Raw genomic sequence first — 18,812 nt, 5'->3', positions numbered from 1 at the left:
GAATATGTCTTGGGACCTAGAAAACCATAGAAGCTGCAAGGCTAAACCCCGTCTAACCATTCACCGTTGATTTTGCACTCTGGATTGCGGTGTGGAGTGTGTCTGTGAGGTTAGTGGTGAAGTCGGTGTAGGTGTCTGCGTTGTAGTTGGTGGGGAGTTCGATGAGGTGGAGTGGGTATTGATTGTCGACTTCGTAGGTGGTTGTGACGCTGCCATTCTGGGCGGGGTAGACGAGGAGGCCGGGGGTGTCGTGGGCGAGGGTGTAGGCGACGAGCTGGTAGATGTCGGCGTTTTTCGGTGAGCCGGTCTTCCATTTGGCGTCCCCGACGATGAGTGGAGTGTCATCCTGCGTGATGAGGAAGTCGGGGTACATTCGCACTTGTGGGGTGCCGTGGATGAGGTTCGTCGTGCGGACTTGGCCGGCGGCGCTCCAGTTGGTGTGCTCGGCGGCGAGGTCGGTGACGGCGCGTTCGACGACCTGCTCGAAGACGGTGTTCATGTTGACGAGCAGTGAGAACGCGGCTTGGGTGCCGACGGTGAGATTTTCGACAAACCGTCCTTCGAGGACGGGTTTGATGAGTTGGAGGATGTCCGCGTAGTCGTCGTTTAGCCGGGAGAGTTCCACACGCTCAACGTCACCCGGTTGAATCTCTGTGAGTGTGATCTGTTGTTGCAGCCAGGATTGATGCCACTCTAAGTCCGCTTGAAGATCTGGATCCGTGACCAGTTGCGCGAGGCGGGTGGTCGCGTAGAGGATTGCCTGGTTCGCGATCGTGTCTGTGGTGAGGGCGTCATAGTCTGACTCGAAGCGCGTCGCAACCGGTTCTTGACGCTGCAGTTGTCGGTGGACGTGCAGTCGACCACGAAGATGCTCACGTGCCTCCTGCTGGCGGCGATACTCTTTGTGGAGGCCGCGCCGACGGAGTGCCGTGAGTTCCCGAGTGAGGAGCGCGGCGAGCGCATCAACGAAGGACCCACTGCTTTTGAGTGACGCCGTTTCTTCGATGGGCTGCGAGTCAACACCCTGACTATATCGGAGGAGATGGAGGAGATTCCCGCCAGCAGCTTTTGGAGTGATCTGAATCGTGGGGCCGTCGGGGAGAGCGATCAGGCCGACGAACTGCCGTGCCTCAAAGTAGGCCTGTCCGTCCTCGTCATAGTGGACGTGTAGGCGTGTCTTGTCACTGTTCACCTCAGACTCAAGGAGGGCACGGTCAGCGGCAGTGAGTGTGACATGGCGATCGCTGGTCTCCCACTCGCCGAGTTCGATGACGTCAGCGTCACCCGCAGGCGTGGGACGCGTGGGTAGCGGTTGACTATCCGCCATCAGGTCAGTCCTCCACTGGGGGTCGCTGTGTGTCGATGCCGGTGAGGGCGGCGAGCTCCTCGCGGAGGGTGGTGGCGTCGAACTCACGGATTTGCTCTGTCTCCCAATTGATGAGCGCGTCACCACCATCGCTGAAGAGGGTGCTCTGCAGGCGATCGAACTGCCCGAAGAAATACTCCTCAAGCAAGGGGAGGATCTCGTACCGCCACGCATCAACAAGTGCTCGTGTGTCGTCGGGGTCGACAAAGAGATAGGAGTGGCCGATCTGTTTGCCCTTCCCGAGGTTTGGAGCGTCGAGAATCTGCTGGTTGATCTGTTCGATGGCGAGGATCGAACACGCTTGCAGGCGTTCGCGTGATGTCCCGCTTTGGGCGGCGTGCTCGACGGCGGCCCTATCTGTGAACCCATAGTGGTCGTAGAGGGTGTCGTACTCGGGTGGGAAATCGAGAAAGCGGAAGCGACGGCGAAGCGCCGCATCAACCAGCGAAATCGAGCGATCCGCGGTGTTCATCGTCCCAATCAGGTAGAGATTCGGCGGAATCGTGAATGGATCATTCGAGTGGGTGAGTGAGACTGTGAGCGTCCCACGCTTATCAGCCTCAAGGAGTGTGATGAGTTCGCCGAAGATCTGCGCAAGATCACCACGGTTGATTTCGTCGATAATGAGGACATAGCGTGGTGGGTTACCGGAGCCGTCTGCCTGCCACGCATTATAGGCATCCTGTGCATGCTCGCAGAACCGCCGGAAGACCCCCTTCTCGATATGATAGTCGACGCCGCCAGTATCAGTCGCGTCTGCGGTCAACCCTTCGACGAAATCCTCGTAGGCATACGAAGGATGGAACGTGACCGTTTCAACGCGATCACGCGTGGCAGTATCTTGTTGGTGAATCCACCAGCGCGCGAACTGCTGGGCGGTATAGGTCTTCCCCGTACCGGGCGGCCCATAGAACACCACTTGTTTGTTCGTCTCGAGCTGACGGGCAACTCGCTCGAACCGCTCACTGTCGACAGTCTCCGGCTCGGGCAGTGACGCCGCCGTCGCTTGCTCGGGGAGTTTTGTCTGCGTTCGCGCAGCTGTCGACTTCTCGATTGCTGCGTCCTCACGGCGGATGTCGACTGCGTGCGCCGCGACATACTGGTCGATGGAGCCATACTCGTCGCGAATCGCATCAAGCCCCTGGTCGTTCAGCGGCTGTAAGCCCAGTGGATAGTCTCGCCCATAGCCCGCATACTCATGCAGCACGGTTGAGTCGACGTCGATCTCAATGGGGTCGTCGAGATAGAAGATATACTTCCACGTCTCATCGAACCCCGGCCAGAGTTCCTTCGCCAGCGGCTCATTCTCCTCGGTTCCGAGTACTTTGACCGCGTACGTATACTGATTATTGCCCGTATAGTAGAAGAGGTAGTCCCCTGCTGTGACCTTCCGCCACGTCCCCTCAACACCATCCTTCCCACCCCAGACCGACACCGACTCCCCAAACCGAATCGGCGTATGAGCACCATAGGTATCCTTCGAGACACCCTCCAGGACGGTTCGCTCGAGGTGTTCCTGAGCATCCGCATTTGAACACGGTGCAAGAAAAATCCGGGTCTCAGACATTACTCACACATCAGCAACCCACACCTAAAGAGATACGATTGCCAGCGCGAACCCAAATCCTGCGCCTCCTATCTTTCTTCGAGGAGCGAATCCCGGCCTTCAGGCCGGCGTGAATCCGACGCCGCTGACACACTCGCAGTCTCCTCAGTCGTCTCCGGACCAGTCTCTCGTGGTGGTTGTCCACTCGCTCGCGAATGTGCCGGTGACGTCGACGAGTTCTTCTGGAGAGATGGCGAATCCGTCTCTGAGAATTCGCTTGATCGCTGGGAGTGCCGCATGCGGCGTCGCGTAGCGCAGTCGGAGCGGCGGCTCGTCGACTGCGTGTTCGAGCAGCCGTGATTCGTTACTGGCGGCAAGGTCGTTAAGGACGTCGCGTGTGGCTCCGGTCGGGGTCGTAATCGTGTGGGTGACGGTTGTCCAGTTCCGACCTCCGCTGGTGGTGATGCCGTCTGGTGCCGGATGTGCGGGGTTCGTACAGTGATACTCGTAGTGGATGTCGATTGTTCCATCGACGGGGAACTGCATGGTGACCTGTCCCCGTGGTGCGTTGTCGAATGGAGTTGAGCGTGTCCGGTAGAAGATGCTTGAGACGACATCGTCGAGGCTGGCTTCGCGTTCTGCCGGCGGTGGGGCGAGTTCGTCGGTGAGTTCGCTCGCGACAGCGCGAAGAACGTGCTCTTCGACGTCGACTGTCTCCGCGACGGCCTGAAGCCAGTCGCTCACTGATTCGCCGTCTCGACGTGGAATTCCCATGGCTGTGAGGGTGGCGTAGCTGGTCCGTGAAGCTCGCTATCGGGGTCGATCTTGTCGTCTTCTCGAATGTTTTTGCGGATGCGTTCACAACGCCACTATATGGCTGAGGACGAGCCAGATTCTCCAGATTCGATTGATCTGACGCAAGGCCGTGGGCATTGGACTGATCCACGCGACTCGACAGACTCGGCAAAGCCTGTCGAGGAGATGACGGCCGAGGAGATTCGCGAGAGATACCCAAAGCGTGCCGAAGAGATCATCGAGGACCTCGCGGATGTCCCGGACTCGACAATCGCCGCTAACCGCGATGAGGCGTAGTCCCCGCTTCTCGGCCTTTTACACCGTGGCGAGCTATCGCTCAGAGGTTCACGCGCACTCTCGGGCGGAAGCAGAAGCCTCCGGTGGGAGGGGGCGTTCTGCCAGAACACTCTGAAGTCGGCACTGATGCTGTGAACACCGGTGATGTGGTGTTCGATACGTTCGTGTCGGAAGAGCGGGAGTCCGCCGACACCCGTAGTTCTTCAGGAGTGGGGGGCGGACTCAGAGCGATCGGTGGTTGCGGCCTCGTAGAGGTCTCCTAAGAGCTGTTGTATTCTGCTGGGTGTCGGTGATATTGTTCCGAGTGACATGTCGGTGAGGATGGTGTGTGCGTGGTCGTCGAGGGGGGTTTGCGTGTCGCGGAGTGCTGGGAGGACGGTGTACTGCCAGATGTCGCAGAGCGTCTCGTCGGTGTATTGGCCATGTGGGCGCTCGTCGCCGTCGTGCGTGTTGGCTGTCGCGTCGTAGTCGATGAAGAGGTCGTGTCCGAGTGGGCTGTTCGAGTCGGTAGTGAGGATGTCGTGGAGCGCGACCGTCAGCGCCGGAATGGGTGGGGTGTCGGTGTCGAGTGCTGCGTGTGCGTCATCGACTGTCGAATAGCCGTAGATCTCGCTGAGGAGTTGGCTGTCCGGCGGGAGTTCGAGTACTCTGAAGTGGCGGCGAAGTGAGTGGCTGAGTTGTGTGTCGGCGGACCGCTCGATGACGACGAGGATGTTCAGGTTTGCTGGGACGGTGAGTGTCTCCCCGGAGTGTGGGAGTTGGACTGTCGGTTCGCGACGGCGTGTTTTCAGGACGTGTGCGATCTGGCCGAGCACGTCGGTGAGCGAACTTGCCTCGGTGGTGTCGACGAGCAGCATGAAATCTGGAATCGGCTCGTCTTCGTGGCGTGCCTCGTTTTTCGCCGCAGCGGCCAGTCGGCAGGCACGCTTGAACGGGCCGTCCGTCGTCGTCACATTCGTCGGTGCGTCCGGAGAGGTGATTGGCCGTTCGACGAAATCCTCGTAGGTCGTGCTTTCATCGATGGAGACTGAGAGAATACGCGCATCGGGATCTCGAGGGTGGTCGTCGAGTACTGCGGTGGCGAGCCGTCGTGCTTGGCCGACGCTCACTGTCTGCGGTGAGCCCGTGAGCACGACTTGGGTCGTCCGATCGAAGACCGAGACGAGCTGGTCGCAGCGGTCTGCCCATCGCTCGGACGCCGCAAAGCCCGCCGTCGTTGACGGTGTGTCGGCAGTCTCGGCTGTCGGCTGCTCGTCGGCGACCTCCCGAAGGACGGGAGAGCGCGCGAGGACGTCGTCGCGGTCACGGTCAACTGCGGCGTCGGCGATGAACTCAATGATGCTGCCGAACGTCTCGACGATGGCGTCATGGCCTTGTTCGTTGAGTGGTTGCAGGCCAAGAACGTAATCCATCCCGTAGTCTGCGAAGTCCGCGATCTGTTCACCCTCGATCGCCACCTCGATTGGTGGGTCGAGATAGATGAGGTGCCGCCATGGGTCGGTATCTTGTGTGGCATCGGTGTCGTCAATTCCCCAGAGATCGCGTGCGACGGCTTCGTCGTGATCGGTGTCGCGGACGACCGCCGCCTGCGTATACATCTTCTCGCCAGTATAGAAGAGGAGGATGTCGCCGCGCTCGAAGGTCTGTTGCTCGTTAATTCGGTCTTTGACGCCCCAGACGTGAACCGGGTCGTCACTGCCGGGTGCGTTCTCGACGTCCTCGCGTGGCACGCCCTCGATGACTGTGTCGGTGAGATGCGCGTATGCTTGGTCGTTGCTCGCTGGGACGAGGAAGATTTCTTGCTCAGTCATCGAATCACACCCTCACGGACGAGTTGCTCGCTGTACAGCTGGGGGCAATCACGGCAGACGCGGTTGACGATTTCGTCATACTCCGGTTTCGTGATCGTACCGGCGTCCAGCGCGTCAGCGAGATTGGTGGCGAACTGCTCGCGAACATCATATAACTGCTCGAGTTCTCTGGGACCGATGTTAAGGAGGGATCGGAGGTTCTGATCGGAGACACTCGCTTCCGAGACGGCAGCGTCAACGTACCAGCCGAGTAGATCGGTCTGCTGACCGTCACTGAGGCGTTCGATACAGGGTCCGAGGTCGTTCAGGTCGATGCCTTCGAGGAGTGCGGTGTGGTCTTCGGCGTCGAGCGCGGCATAGAGCGCCATCGTAATCGATTCTTGATGTGTGTCGTGGTCGAATGCGTTGAGGATCTGGAGAATGACCGGGAACGCCTCATAGCGGGTGTCTTCGTCCCCAAGCGCCTTCTCGATCGTCTCCACGAAGACGCCCTCTAGCGTAGTATCGGCATCATCCGCCATCTCACGTAAGTCATCAAGACGGCCCTGCTCAAGGGCGTTCTCGAAGCGTTCTGCTGCGGAGAGTTCCGAGCCGGTAAGATGGAGGAATGGTTCCGGATCCTGATCGATCTCTCGGGTGGCGACAAGGAAGTCGATGAGGTCGTCTTGAACACTCTCGTCGATCCCAAGGTCGTGTAACTGCTCTGAGATCGCTGCCCGGCCGTTATCGCTGGATTCCGCCTGTGCGGCATAGAGTGACTCGAGTGCGATCTCGTTGCGCTCAAGCGCCGCATAGAACTCCGGATAGTTCTCTTGGAGGAGGAGGATCTTCGCGAGGAATTTCATGTCCTCGACGTCGTCGGTATCGATCGCGTCGAACTCCTCGCGTGCCTCGGCGAGAATCCGATACGTGGTGATCTTATTGATCGCCTGGAGGATGCGGCGTGGCGTTGACGGGTTCGACGCCATGATGACGTCGTCGATAATCGCATCGTCCAGCGCGACGTCGGAATCGAGTTCGTCAGCCTGCTGTTTCGCGTACGTCTCAAGGACGTCACCCTCAATTTCGGGGATGCGAAGACGGGTTTCGAAGAACTTCGCGAGGAAATGCTGTTGGTTTTCTCGCTGATCCAGATATTCACCGGAGTCTGCAGCTTTGACGTGCCGATAGAGGGCTTCCTCATCGCATGGAATGATGTACGTGCAGTGGTCGTGTTTCATGAACGACTTCAATGCGATGAGCGTCTCGTAGACGGATGCACTCTCACAGCGATCAAGGTCGTCGATCGTGATGACGAAGTGCTCGATACCGTCATCCGTTTCGTTGACCGCGTTGAATTTTTGCTGCGCTTCTGTGAGGATCTCCTCGAAGAGGTCTGCGTACGCCCCTGCCCATTCGTTTCGGGGGTTGACCATGCGGCGCTGCTTGGTGACTCGTTCGTCGCGATATTCGGAGATGAGATACCGATAGCCAACCGTAAATAAGCCGCCGGCGAGCGCCGCCATCCCGATCTCGAATGGGGTGACGGGCGTGAATCGCGGGACGACGACCAACAAGACGAGGACGCCGAGGAAGCCTACGGCGAGCTCGGGAAGAACCGCGGTAAACGCCTCACGGCGAGTCCGGTGTTCCGCTCGGTCTTCTTTCTCTTGGACGTCGTAGAGTGTCCGCATGATCTTCTCGGACGGCAACAACCCCCACTCATCGCCGTCCGTCCACGACTCCGAGCCGATCTTCCGATCGAGATCGCGATTCAGATCAAGCAGGAGACTCGTCCGAATCGACTCGCCACTATGCTCCCATGCGTTGATTGAGACTGCGACTGTATCCTGGAAGTCGTATGAGGGTGCGTTCGGCGCTGGACTGGTTGGATCACCCGTCTCAATACGATCGTAGAGGAGATTCACGATCGAGGATTTGCCCGTCCCCCACGTCCCGAACAATCCAATATGCCATGGTGGATTCGCCTCGTGGAGCACCCGCTCTAACGTATCAACGTAGGCAGTATGCCCGAATTCATCCGACTCGACATCTTCGAGTTCCTGCTCACGAAGGAGTACCGAGGAGTCCTCAGTCTCGCTCCCGCTCACACTCCAGACACTGCTACCACCCTGGTAAAAAATTACGCCATCCAATCGCCCCAGCCCCGACGTCAGAAACCCACCTCCAATACGCAGACTTCTCTGCCGGAAGCGGGACTGATCATCGTCGATGGAGTATCGAATAGCGCAGACGTGCTTTCTCCTACAGCTGTGAGTATCCGCACTGGATCTGTATGATCTGGCATAGAGCCAGGAACAGCTGAGTAGATACGCGACTCGGTATCGACTCCACTCTTGCTCTGTCGTCGACCCCCCGGGGGCTCACCGGGAATTGCGGGTCGACGAAAATACTGATGTAGATTCGGGAAATAGCATCGCTGTGGCTGCCAGATCGGCCATGGTTACAGACGAACCCTAGTCGGGTTGAAGCAGCGGCGGTAGCAGGACCATTGACAGTTTTGAGGATGGGTTACAGACGAACCCTAGTCGGGTTGAAGCTCGATGAGCGTCGACGTCCACGAGTGCGCCGCCCACGGTTACAGACGAACCCTAGTCGGGTTGAAGCCTCTGCGACGATAGCGACTCTCTCGACATCCCGGTCGTTACAGACGAACCCTAGTCGGGTTGAAGCGGTGAATTCTGGACCGACGACCTCGGCTACAGCGAAGTTACAGACGAACCCTAGTCGGGTTGAAGCTACTCGTCGTTCGTGACCGTCGTCTGCTCCACCTCAGTTACAGACGAACCCTAGTCGGGTTGAAGCGCGGTCGACATCCGCGACACAGCCGAGCACGACCTCGTTACAGACGAACCCTAGTCGGGTTGAAGCCGGCCGGACGCGACGAGCGAGCAAGAGCTCACGTCGTTACAGACGAACCCTAGTCGGGTTGAAGCGCGCGTGGATGCGCGAGCACGGCATCGAGACGCGGAGTTACAGACGAACCCTAGTCGGGTTGAAGCGACGCCCGGCAGAAGAAGGAATCGAAGGCCGCGGCGGCCGTTACAGACGAACCCTAGTCGGGTTGAAGCGGGAGACGTATGCCGAGCTCGGGACCGCGGAGGCCGTGTTACAGACGAACCCTAGTCGGGTTGAAGCTTGCTGTACCCGACGGGAGACGATGCGAAGGGGAACGTTACAGACGAACCCTAGTCGGGTTGAAGCAGTCGGGACGTGTGTCCCGTCAGCGGCCCGGATCTCGTTACAGACGAACCCTAGTCGGGTTGAAGCAGTCGGGACGTGTGTCCCGTCAGCGGCCCGGATCTCGTTACAGACGAACCCTAGTCGGGTTGAAGCAGTCGGGACGTGTGTCCCGTCAGCGGCCCGGATCTCGTTACAGACGAACCCTAGTCGGGTTGAAGCAGCGTGAGGCATCGGGGATCACCCTCGAGCCGCCTGTTACAGACGAACCCTAGTCGGGTTGAAGCTCCTCACGCTCGTCGTACCACTCCGCCAGCTCGCCGTGTTACAGACGAACCCTAGTCGGGTTGAAGCGACCGGCGGACACTCACCGAGAAACTCCGCAACTGGGGTTACAGACGAACCCTAGTCGGGTTGAAGCTCGTCAAGAAGCCGGTGCGGTCCTACGTCAGTGCGAACACCAAGGGGACCGTTACAGACGAACCCTAGTCGGGTTGAAGCCTGAGGTTGGCGACACTGTGTTAGTCGACTTCCTTGTTACAGACGAACCCTAGTCGGGTTGAAGCCGTCGACGCTCTCGAGGAGCGCGACCATCTCGGGGATGGGTTACAGACGAACCCTAGTCGGGTTGAAGCTCGAAGCCTCTCGCTCGCCTCGGTATCCCGATACGCGTTACAGACGAACCCTAGTCGGGTTGAAACTTCCCCGTGAGTATGGCCGTCCGGTCGCCCTCAGCGCATCCGTGACGGGCGCCGGGATCTTCTCAACACTGTCCACAACCCAAGTGCATTTGTGTGGTATCTCCGGGCCGTAGAAGTGGTATAGAGCTGCTAGCGCTGCTCTGGTTTCTAGACTGCTGAATCGGCACCTGCGACGAGCTGTCGAAGCGCCTCTAGAGAGAGTGGGTCGACGTCCTGCTGCTCGCCGGTTGCGGTGTAGAAGATGCTCGCTGAGACGTCGTGGTCCGGGTAGGCGTCGGCGACGACGTGGTAGTAGACGCTCAGCTGTTTGCGGTATTCGGGTTCGCCGTGACGTCCGAGGTCGGTCTTGTAGTCGACGATTTCGACGCGGTTGTCGGTGATGTGGATGAGGTCGATGACGCCTGAAATAGTCACCTGCTCGTCGTTGATGGAGAGCGGGAGGTAGGCGTCCTCCTCGATGAGGACGTCGCCGTCGAGTCCGTCGAGGAACTGTTTGACGTGGGTTTCGTCGTCGGTCCGTGGCGTGACGTCGTCGCCGCGGGCGTATGCTTCGGCGAATTCGTGGACGCGCGTGCCGAACGCGGTTCCACGGCCATCCTCGACGTCCTCGAAGACGGTGTCTCGCATGAGCGTGTGCGGTGTGTGGCTCCGCGGGCCGTCTTGGACGGCCATCTCGACGTGGAGGGGAGTCTGTTCGCTCTCTCCGCCGTCGGTTTCTGACAGGTCGGGTGTGAATTCGGTGAGGTCGACGGGGAGTTCCTCGATGAAGGTGTTCGGGTCGTCGCCGGCTGAGAAGACGACGTGGCTTTCGGCGCGCGTGATGGCGACATAGAGGAGGCGGCGCTCCTCGTCGTAGTTCCGCGGGAGGCATTTACGGAGGATGTCGGTGTGCCAGTTGTCGTAGACGTGCGCCATGCCGTGTGCCTTCTCGGAGAAGACCTTCCGCTGGCGGAGGCCGATTGGGTCGTCGTAGGTGATGGTGGCACTGGTTCCACCATGTGGTGGGAAGCGGCCGCTGTTCATGTTTGCGAGGATGACGATGGGGTACTCGAGGCCTTTCGTGGCGTGAATCGTCTGGACGGTGACGGCGTTCGTGCCCGCGCCGGCGTGGACGTCGTGGGTGCTCCCGGCCTCGATACCGCGTTCGATGAAGCGGATGAGGTCGCCGCGCGTCTGGAGTGTCTCGTCGTGGACGCCCTGAATCGTGTCGAGGACGACGTCCGCGGTCGGGTCGTCGTAGCCGTAGCGGGTGAACACGCGGCGTGCGATGCCGCCGAGCGTCGCCATTGACTTGAGGGTCGCGCGGAACGCCGCCATCTCCTCAGGATATGCGTCAGTCTCGAGGATGGTGTCGATTTCGTCGAGTGTGTAGCCGGCGCGTTCGAGGACGACCGCCCACCCGCGCTCGGCGTCGGTTTCGAGGATGCGGAGCCACGCGAGCAGGAGTTTCGCGTGGTCGGTGCGGAAAAGTTCGATACCGCCCTCGTAGGCCATCGGGAAGCCATACTCATCGGCGGTGTCGAGTAGCTCGCGGCCGAAATCGCGCGTCCGCGTGACCACGGCGATGTCGCCGTAGTCGGGGGCGCGGAGGTCACCGTCGTCGCCCTCGACGGCGTACTCCTCGTTACCGACGATCTCGTGCACTTTTGCGAGGACGGCTTCGTCCTCGGCGTCGCTCCGGATGGCCTCGATGGTCGTGTTCTCGTGGGTGGCGTTCGCGTTGAGCGAGACGAGTCGCTCCTCGAGGGCCTCATGGTCGACGGTGTCACGGTTTGTCGCCGGCACACGAAGACTGTGCTCGGAGAAGTCGAGGAGCTCCTGTGTCGAGCGGTAGTTCTCCACGAGTTCGATGGTGGTGACTGGCTGTGTGGGGAAGCCGACGCGCTCGTGGTCGTCGTTCAGCTCGGCGGCGAAGCGCTCGAGGCGGTCGTCGAACGCGACGATATTCGCGACGTCCGCGTACTGGAAGCTGTAGATGCTCTGCTTCCAGTCGCCGACGACGCAGAGGTTGTCCGTCCCCGCAAGCAGGAGCGCGAGCTTGAACTGGATCTCGCTGGAGTCCTGGAACTCGTCGACCATCACGTACTCGAAGGCGACGGTGTCGCGGAGTGCGTGGTTCTCACAGAGCAGGACGAACGCGAACAGCTGGAGCATCCCGAAGGTGAGGTAGTTCCGCTGGAGGGCGAACTCGAGGTAGGCGTAGTAGACGTCGTGGACGAACTCCTTCAGTTCGCTCCGGTCTTCCTCGAATGCGTGGCGTGCGAGGACGTCAGGCACCTGCTTGCCGCTGCCGCGCACCTCGGACTTCGTGGGGGCGTCCGGGAGGTAGGTCTTGTTCCGGCCGTAGCGGCCGAGTTTCGAGCGGAGGCGTGACTGTTTGCGTCCGTCGTTCCGTGGTTCGTTCAGCTCGTCGAACTGGCGTTTGAACGCTGCGAAGTCACCATCGAGGTGGTGGTCGCCGTCGCGGTACCAGCCCTCGGCGTCCGGGAAGACGCCCTTCGCGGCAAGTTGATTGAGGAGGCTGCGTAGTTCGGTGGGGGTGTCGAGTGCGCGAAAGATGTCGTCGTACTCGGGGTGGTCGTCGCTGAAGCGGTCGATGAACGCCCCGAAGAGCGCTTCCTCAACGAGGTCGTCCTCAATGATGCGTGTCGAGTCCGTGATGCGGTCATCGATGCCGAGATATGTCGGTGCGTCGTGGCCGTGTTCTTCGAGCAGATTGTTGCAGAGCGCGTGGAACGTCTGGATGGGGGCGTCCGCGAGGTCGCGCATCCCGTACTGGCTCTGTCTGACGATGCGCTCTTTCATCTCGGCGGCCGCGTTGTTCGTGAACGTCACGAGCAGGACGTCGTCCGGCGTGGTGGCCGGCTGGGAGACGATGTTCGCGTACCGGCGCGTCACCGTGAACGTCTTCCCGGTGCCGGCGCCGGCGTCCACGAGGTAGAGGCCGTCCGTATTGTCGATGAGTTCCTGCTGGGCGTCGTTTGGCTCGTAGTCAGTCATTGATCATCCTCTAAGAGAAGGTCGCGGTGGTCGACGCGTCGATAGTTCGGGTCGCCGCCGAGGCCATTGATGGGGAAGCGTTCGTCGCCGGCGCGGCGTCGATTCACCTCCGCGAGGCGCTCTTCAAGGAATGCCTCGAATGCATCAAGGTCGTCTTCGAAGAACGCCTGGCCGCGGACGCGTGCTAGCTGTCGGAGCGCCTGCTTGCAGCCCGTCTCAACGTACTTGTAGTCGCCAACCTGATACTTCATCCGTCTGGTGAGCGCTTCGCCGAACGCCGAGTCGATGAGGTCGTCACTGTCAGCCGTATCCGGAAACGGGGCCGTGTCGAAGACCGCCGCGTACTCTCCGTAGTCGACCTGAGAGAGCGTCTTCTGACACTTGTTCGCCCCATCCTCGACGAGATCCTCGAAAAACTCTCGGGAGCGCGCGTATGCCTCGAACGACGTCGGGTGGTAGGTGACAGTCGTCAGCGTGTCCGTGAGGTCGGCGTCACCGGTGACGACGTCGTCGAGCGTCTCGAGGAAGTGGACGAACGTGAACTCCAGTTCCTCGGTCGGGTGCTGTGAGCGCCAGTAGGTGAGATAGAGGAGCGCCTGGAAGTCTGGGGTGTCGCTCGGCGGGTCGATGGCGGCGTTCGAGACGACCTGTGACGCGCTCTTCTGCCGTCCGCTCTTGTAGTCGACGAGACGCGATGGTGCGTGCACGAGGTCGATCTTCCCCTTTACACCGAGATCGTCGTCCTCGAACCAGCGCTCCGTGACGGGTGAGTCCACAGGCTTCCCGAAGTACTCCGCGAACTCGTTCTCGCCCCAGTCGCTCGTCGACGTGAGGAACACGCCGTCGGTCGGTGGCTGTGTGTCGAGGAACTCGACGATTGTCTCGATGCCGGCGCGATACCGCGTCCGGCGTGTCGCCTCATCCACCGAGCGCACGAACGGCCGCGTCTCCCCGAGGAGGTATTCGACGACGTCGTCGATGACCATCTCGTCGACGAAGTCGGGATGGGTGGCGTAGAACTCCGCGAAGTCGTGGAACAGATTCCCCTCCGTGAAGTGTTCTTTGTCCGGGCCATCGACGAGGCGGCTGAAGAAGTAGTCTCGTGGCGAGTTCACGTACGTCCCGAGACTCGACTGACTGAGCGTCGAAATCTCGTCCGGTGTAACGTCGACGGCCGTCCGTTTGAAGCCGTCACCCGTCCGCGCACTCTGGGCTGCGTGTGTCTGCGAGGGGAGGTCGGTGAAGCGCTCGAACTCCTCTTCAAGCAGGTCCTCGAAGTAGAGACACGGCGTCACCGGTGATCCACCGCGCGCGTCCTGCACGAGGTAGTACTGCGTCACCCCGCTCTGCAGGAGCAGCTGGAACTGGCCGATGTTGCGCGTGTACTGGGCGTCCTGATCGACCCACGGCCGTCGTGGCGCCGACTGCGTCCACCCCTCATCCAGGCCGAGGTAGAAGACGACCGGGCGGTCAACGTACGCCGCCGACTTCGCGTCCGCAAGCAACACACCCTCGTTCTCGCGCTCAACTGGCACCTCATAGGTCTGCAGGTAGAACGCCAGCCGATCAACTGCCTGTTCGCTCGCCCGCGTGTCCGCGATGCCGAGCGTCGCCAGCTCGTCGCGGAACGCCTCCAACTGCCGTCCAGTCTGCGCCTCGAAGGCATCGAGTGCCTCGCCGAACGTCCGTTCCGCGAGGTGTGTGCAGAAGTCGACGACCCACTCGAGCTCCGGTGCGTCGAGTTCGTACAGGCGCTTCTCGTCGTGCTCGACGTCGAGCGCGATATCGAGGCGGCCGAGGAGCGGCCGGAGCTCCCCGACCCGCGTGTCCGTCCCGCCGTGGGCCAGTCGGAGCAACTGGAGGAACGTCCGGTGGTCCGGGTCGTCGGCGAAGCCCGGCCCGCCGAAGAACGGGACGGCATCCGCCTCGAGTGCGGACTCGACGAGTGCCGAGAACTCGCTCCCCTGATCCAGGACGATTGCGATGTCGTCGGCCGTCTCCTCGTTCACCGCCTCAACCACTGTCTCGACGATTGCCGTCGCGGAGTCGAAGACGTGGAACGGCGGCCGCTCGAACGGCTCCGTTTCGTCGAAGACGCTAACCGTCTCGTACGACGCTGGGAGGATCGAACGCTCCAACTGGGTGAGTTGGTCGTAGCCGACGACAGCGACGTCCTGCGTCTCCGCAATCTGGTAGTCGGTGATGCGTCGCGACGTCGTGTCGAGGTCGGCAATGTGCTCGACTGCCGTATGTGTCGCGTCGTCGACGTAGGCGTCGTAGTCGAGAATCGCCGCCAGTTCGCCCTGGTGCTCCCAGCACTGCAGAATGTCCCCCACCGCATGCGCGGCACGCTTCCAGTCAAGGTCCGTCTGCTCGACGAGCTCAAGGAACGCAAGGCGGTCTTCCGCCTCCTCACGACGGCCCGCCGCGAGACGGCGCGGCGTAATCGCGAACGACCCGAGATGCGGCTGGTCGAGACGGCGATTCAGCGCGCTCGCCAGCGGTGCGTCCGGCACCACCACGAGGTCGTAGTCCGCGACGTCCTCGTAGAGGTCGTCGATCCGCTTCGCCCGAGAAAATGACACGTGGAGAAGGAGGGCTGTCCGGTATTAAAGGTTCATAGAGTGTGACTGATTGAGTACGGACTCGGACGTCGAGAACGCTCAAACCCAGATACGGCGACACGTCCACAAGTCTTATCGCTAACAAATCGAACCTGAGAGGTAGTGTATCGATATACGCCAGACGACATCGACCGGGCGCGTGCGCACCATCAGGCCGTCAAGCAGGGCGCGGATGACGTCGACGGGAAGCGGATCGGGAACCTTGGTGAGCTTGCGTTCGAGCAGTTCTGCCGCGAGTTCCTCCCCGTCGAGATGTGGGAGTGGCTTAACGAGGAAGCCCTGCGGCGCTGTAACCCTGAGAGTTTTGCCGGCCACGATTTCGAGGTCTTCAGCTATGCCGTCGACGTGAAGACGTCGCGCGACGTCTCCGCGTTCCTCCCCGAGGCGCTCATTGAGCGCGACCCCGACGACGACATCGTCGTGATGGTCTGGCACCGCGACAACGAGGACAGCCTGATGCTCCTCGGCTGGGAGCGTCTCGCCACGCTCACATCGAAGGTTGAGTCCGAGCGTGCATACGCTGGCGACTCGCCGGCCAAACTCGACCATCTCGCCGCGCGGCCGATGAACGAACTCATCGACCTTGGCCCGAATACCGCCCACATGAATCAGCAGCCGACCAATCCCTTCCGGCCGGGCGATCGCGTCGTCCGCGCCGACGACGACGACCTATCCGTGGGCGTCGTCGTCGAAGTCCTGCCGCCCGAGAAGGACGCGAACCCCTTTGGCGGCGAGATGGAGGGTGAGGCCGTCCGTGTCGCCTTCCCCAGCTCGCTCGACGACGGTCCCGGTGAGTGGCGGACGATCGATCCCGCACTCTATGCCTCCTACTGTGACGACCAGCAGATCTCCCTCTACACCTACAAGCACACGAACCTCAAGCACGCCGAGAACCCCTTCACACCCGGCGACTACGTCCTGAAGGTTGATCATGACGACCCGGATACCGCACTCGTCGTCGAGTCAGAGCCAACAGAATCCACTGTTCGCGTCGTCTACGAGGGTCAACTCGACGACGGAGACGTCGCGCCTGTCGATCTCGCCACGCACTGTGAGGACGCCGACATCAAGACGTACACCTACGAACGCGACGACCTCAACTACGCATCGCCTGAGGCGTAGAGGGCTAATTGCGTACCTGATAGTACGGGAATCCAGTAGTGACAACGCACCCCCAACGACGCATCGCCGGGGTTCAGCTGAAAGCTCAGTATTCCCCGTGTTTGAAGGTATTGGGGGATACTCCTGAAAAGCAACGATGAAAGGGGATGGTGAGATCTTGGAGGATGCTCGGTTCGTACTACGGAATCAATTAGATACCCTCGAAGAGTTAAACACACGATCATATCAGATTATCCGACTTAATGCAGTGATACTGACGATTCTCTCAGCTGGACTCTATAACACGAACCCGCCTATGCTGATTGTAATCTCTACTGCTCTCGGTGCTCTCGGTTTAATCGGAGTCTCTATCTGGTGTTTCTCCCTCATGCGAGGTGCTGCGGTTGGAGCAGGTATGAACGCGGATAGCTTTGAGGAAGTCATCCAGAAGGATGTCTCTGCAGATGACTACTTCGATCATGCTATCGGGACAATCTATCCGAAGGCAATACGTGACTCTAAGGACTCGGTAGCTCGACAGGCGGACCGTCTCAACTATATCTATGTGATTGAAGGCGGAGCAATAGTCTGGATACTCCTTAGCACGACTATACTAGCTACACTGTAACACAATCTATACAGTGACCCACCCATACCCACCTACTATGTCTGACGGAGACGATGGAGATAGTGAATCTTCTCCATTCAGCAATGATGAGCCTAGTGAAACGTACAAAGGGTTCGCGGAGAAATCAGAGGGCGATGGAGACGGGGAGTAGGACCCTCGCGAAGCGACTCAATAGTTGGTAGACCAGCAACGGCGATTCCACGACTCTGGATGTCAGTCCACGTTGCTCTGAGTTGAGAGAGTAACTACGATATGGTGCCAACGAAGCGACCTTGGCATCTTTAGATTGCCTTATCCAGCTACCATTGGTCTGTGCGGCCTCAGATGTTCAGCGTCTTGGTCTAGAGGAATTCTGTGAGGACGTCCCCTAATTGGTCCTCGACCTCGGAGGCTTGGAGGATCGCGATCTCCTGGTTGGTTTGTTCGTCGAGCGACGCCGTTTCCTCGATGAGGTCTTGGATGACGAGGAGACCGTTCCAACCGTCACCGAAGTAGGCCTCAGTCTGTGATTCGCCGAAGACGTATTCGTTGTCTTGTTCGAGGAAGGCGAGGTACTCGAGGGTTTCTTTGATGCCTTGCCGAATGGTCTTTGGGCGGGTGCTGTTCTTGACTTCGGTGACGAGGTAGTCGCGGTCGCCATCGTTGTGGCGGAGTTCGAGGACGATGATGTCGGGGCGGCCAGTGTGTGTCTGGAAATTTCGGTCGTGGAAGTAGGCGTCGGCGACGTTTTGGCCGGTGGTGTGGACTTTTTCGATACGGGAGAGGTGTGGCTTGTCGGTGTCGGGGATGGGGCGGAAGGAGAGGCCGCGATCGCGGGCGGAGTTGTCGTGGTAGACGACGAGCTCTGCCTCATCGGGGCCGCCGAGGCGTGCGATTTCTTGTTGGTCGGTGGCGATGGTTTCGAATGTGGCGTCTGTTTCGTGGAGGTCTTCGAGGGTGTTGATGAAGCGGAAGAGGACGAAGAGCTCGAGGAGGGTTTCGTCATCGTCTGGTGTGATGGTGGTCTCTTCGAGGAGGGTGTGGAGGGCGTCGTGGTCGCCGGCGTGGAGCCGACGCCGTGTCTCTAGAAGGTCTGCGGCGTCGCGATAGATTGTGTGGCGTGATTCGCTGGCGGTGTTGAGCATGCGGTCGGTCGGCTCGTACGCCTTTGGGTCGCGGATGCGGCGGACATGGACGTTCTGCTCAACGACACGCCAGAGCTTGTTGATGAGGGATTGGTTCCAGCGGTCGTGCACCCACTCGTAGTCCTGATTGAGGTAGTCGTCAGCTTCACGGAGTGTCTCGTAGATGATCGCGATAAGGCGTTTGAAGACGAGGTTTTCTGGGGTGTCGTAGTCCTCGGTGCGATTCTCACAGACGAAGACGGAACGATCACCGGGGTTCTGCGTGTAGCGTTGTTTGATGGTCGCGCTCCAGTTGATCTTCCCATCGATCGTCCCACGGCGGGTTCGTGCGACGGATTCGGTCTCGGTTTGGAGGCTGCGGACGCGTCGTGGGAGTTCCTCAATGAACTCGATGACCGCTGGTTTGAGGATGAAGTGGAGATCGAGGAGGAGTTCATACTCCGTGAAACGCTCGTCGAGCGCATCTGGTTTGAGCGTCGCTGCCAGTTCGGACTCCGGGAACGCCCCGTGCATGACGTAGGCGAAGATGTCCTCGGAGAGCTGCTCAAGGAGACTGTCTCTATCCATCGGTTTGGAACGCACTCACTTGGAGCATGTCGTGTGCCGCGGCATCGAGTTGCTCACGGTCGATGGCGTCGA

Annotated in this window: 11 protein-coding genes and 1 CRISPR repeat array; of the genes, 3 read left to right on the top strand and 8 right to left on the bottom strand. The window is 60.2% G+C overall.

Features of this window, described 5'->3' with window-relative positions; genetic code table 11:
• Positions 1-52: 52 nt before the first annotated feature.
• The 3 genes from ACQUS8_RS11685 to ACQUS8_RS11675 form a co-directional block, all read right to left on the bottom strand.
• Positions 53-1,327, bottom strand: coding sequence for an McrC family protein (locus tag ACQUS8_RS11685; protein WP_435101226.1), 1,275 nt, complete (start codon positions 1,325-1,327; stop codon positions 53-55).
• A 4-nt stretch (positions 1,328-1,331) separates the two neighbouring features.
• A complete protein-coding gene (locus ACQUS8_RS11680) occupies positions 1,332-2,933 on the bottom strand; it encodes an McrB family protein (RefSeq protein ID WP_435101224.1) in 1,602 nt (533 codons plus the stop codon).
• A 144-nt stretch (positions 2,934-3,077) separates the two neighbouring features.
• A complete protein-coding gene (locus ACQUS8_RS11675; RefSeq protein ID WP_435101222.1) occupies positions 3,078-3,656 on the bottom strand; it encodes a hypothetical protein in 579 nt (192 codons plus the stop codon).
• A 129-nt stretch (positions 3,657-3,785) separates the two neighbouring features.
• Here ACQUS8_RS11675 and ACQUS8_RS11670 point away from each other — a divergent pair, with 129 nt between their 5' ends.
• The gene (locus ACQUS8_RS11670; protein WP_435101220.1) at positions 3,786-4,004 is read left to right on the top strand and encodes a hypothetical protein; all 219 of its coding nucleotides are present in this window, start codon (positions 3,786-3,788) and stop codon (positions 4,002-4,004) included.
• A 203-nt stretch (positions 4,005-4,207) separates the two neighbouring features.
• Here ACQUS8_RS11670 and ACQUS8_RS11665 read toward each other — a convergent pair whose 3' ends face one another.
• From ACQUS8_RS11665 to ACQUS8_RS11650, 4 genes are all read right to left on the bottom strand, one after another.
• Positions 4,208-5,815: a hypothetical protein gene (locus ACQUS8_RS11665; protein WP_435101218.1), complete on the bottom strand. Its 1,608-nt coding sequence runs from the start codon at positions 5,813-5,815 to the stop codon at positions 4,208-4,210.
• On the bottom strand, positions 5,812-7,905 hold the full coding sequence (locus tag ACQUS8_RS11660) for a KAP family P-loop NTPase fold protein (RefSeq protein ID WP_435101216.1): 2,094 nt from the start codon (positions 7,903-7,905) through the stop codon (positions 5,812-5,814). Before ACQUS8_RS11660 ends, ACQUS8_RS11665 begins: the two co-directional genes overlap by 4 nt.
• A gap of 352 nt (positions 7,906-8,257) precedes the next feature.
• Positions 8,258-9,696: direct repeats of the CRISPR family, unit length 30 nt; unit sequence GTTACAGACGAACCCTAGTCGGGTTGAAGC.
• 147 nt (positions 9,697-9,843) lie between these two features.
• Complete coding sequence (locus tag ACQUS8_RS11655) at positions 9,844-12,696, bottom strand: UvrD-helicase domain-containing protein (RefSeq protein ID WP_435101214.1); 2,853 nt, start codon at positions 12,694-12,696, stop codon at positions 9,844-9,846.
• Complete coding sequence (locus ACQUS8_RS11650; RefSeq protein ID WP_435101212.1) at positions 12,693-15,281, bottom strand: PD-(D/E)XK nuclease family protein; 2,589 nt, start codon at positions 15,279-15,281, stop codon at positions 12,693-12,695. The genes ACQUS8_RS11655 and ACQUS8_RS11650 overlap by 4 nt, the downstream gene beginning before the upstream one ends.
• 141 nt (positions 15,282-15,422) lie before the next feature.
• Between ACQUS8_RS11650 and ACQUS8_RS11645 the strand changes: the two genes are divergently transcribed.
• Positions 15,423-16,442: a hypothetical protein gene (locus ACQUS8_RS11645; RefSeq protein WP_435101210.1), complete on the top strand. Its 1,020-nt coding sequence runs from the start codon at positions 15,423-15,425 to the stop codon at positions 16,440-16,442.
• A gap of 247 nt (positions 16,443-16,689) precedes the next feature.
• Complete coding sequence (locus tag ACQUS8_RS11640; RefSeq protein ID WP_435101208.1) at positions 16,690-17,049, top strand: hypothetical protein; 360 nt, start codon at positions 16,690-16,692, stop codon at positions 17,047-17,049.
• A 341-nt stretch (positions 17,050-17,390) separates the two neighbouring features.
• Here ACQUS8_RS11640 and ACQUS8_RS11635 read toward each other — a convergent pair whose 3' ends face one another.
• Entirely contained in the window at positions 17,391-18,740 is a 1,350-nt protein-coding gene (locus ACQUS8_RS11635) for a hypothetical protein (RefSeq protein ID WP_435101206.1), read from the bottom strand.
• Between the last annotated feature and the right edge of the window lie 72 nt (positions 18,741-18,812).

The sequence above is a fragment of the Halarchaeum sp. P4 genome (assembly GCF_051195175.1).
Classification (GTDB): Archaea; Halobacteriota; Halobacteria; order Halobacteriales; family Halobacteriaceae; genus Halarchaeum.
The sequence above is the reverse complement of the archived record's forward strand: the minus strand, read 5'-3'. Positions and strand labels throughout refer to the sequence as shown.

Excerpts from the sequence above, each read along its gene's own strand:
- ACQUS8_RS11685 (WP_435101226.1), bottom strand. The coding sequence starts at position 1,327 with ATGGCGGATAGTCAACCGCTACCCACGCGTCCCACGCCTGCGGGTGAC.
- ACQUS8_RS11680 (WP_435101224.1), bottom strand. The coding sequence starts at position 2,933 with ATGTCTGAGACCCGGATTTTTCTTGCACCGTGTTCAAATGCGGATGCT.
- ACQUS8_RS11670 (WP_435101220.1), top strand. The coding sequence starts at position 3,786 with ATGGCTGAGGACGAGCCAGATTCTCCAGATTCGATTGATCTGACGCAA.
- ACQUS8_RS11665 (WP_435101218.1), bottom strand. The coding sequence starts at position 5,815 with ATGACTGAGCAAGAAATCTTCCTCGTCCCAGCGAGCAACGACCAAGCA.
- ACQUS8_RS11655 (WP_435101214.1), bottom strand. The coding sequence starts at position 12,696 with ATGACTGACTACGAGCCAAACGACGCCCAGCAGGAACTCATCGACAAT.
- ACQUS8_RS11635 (WP_435101206.1), bottom strand. The coding sequence starts at position 18,740 with ATGGATAGAGACAGTCTCCTTGAGCAGCTCTCCGAGGACATCTTCGCC.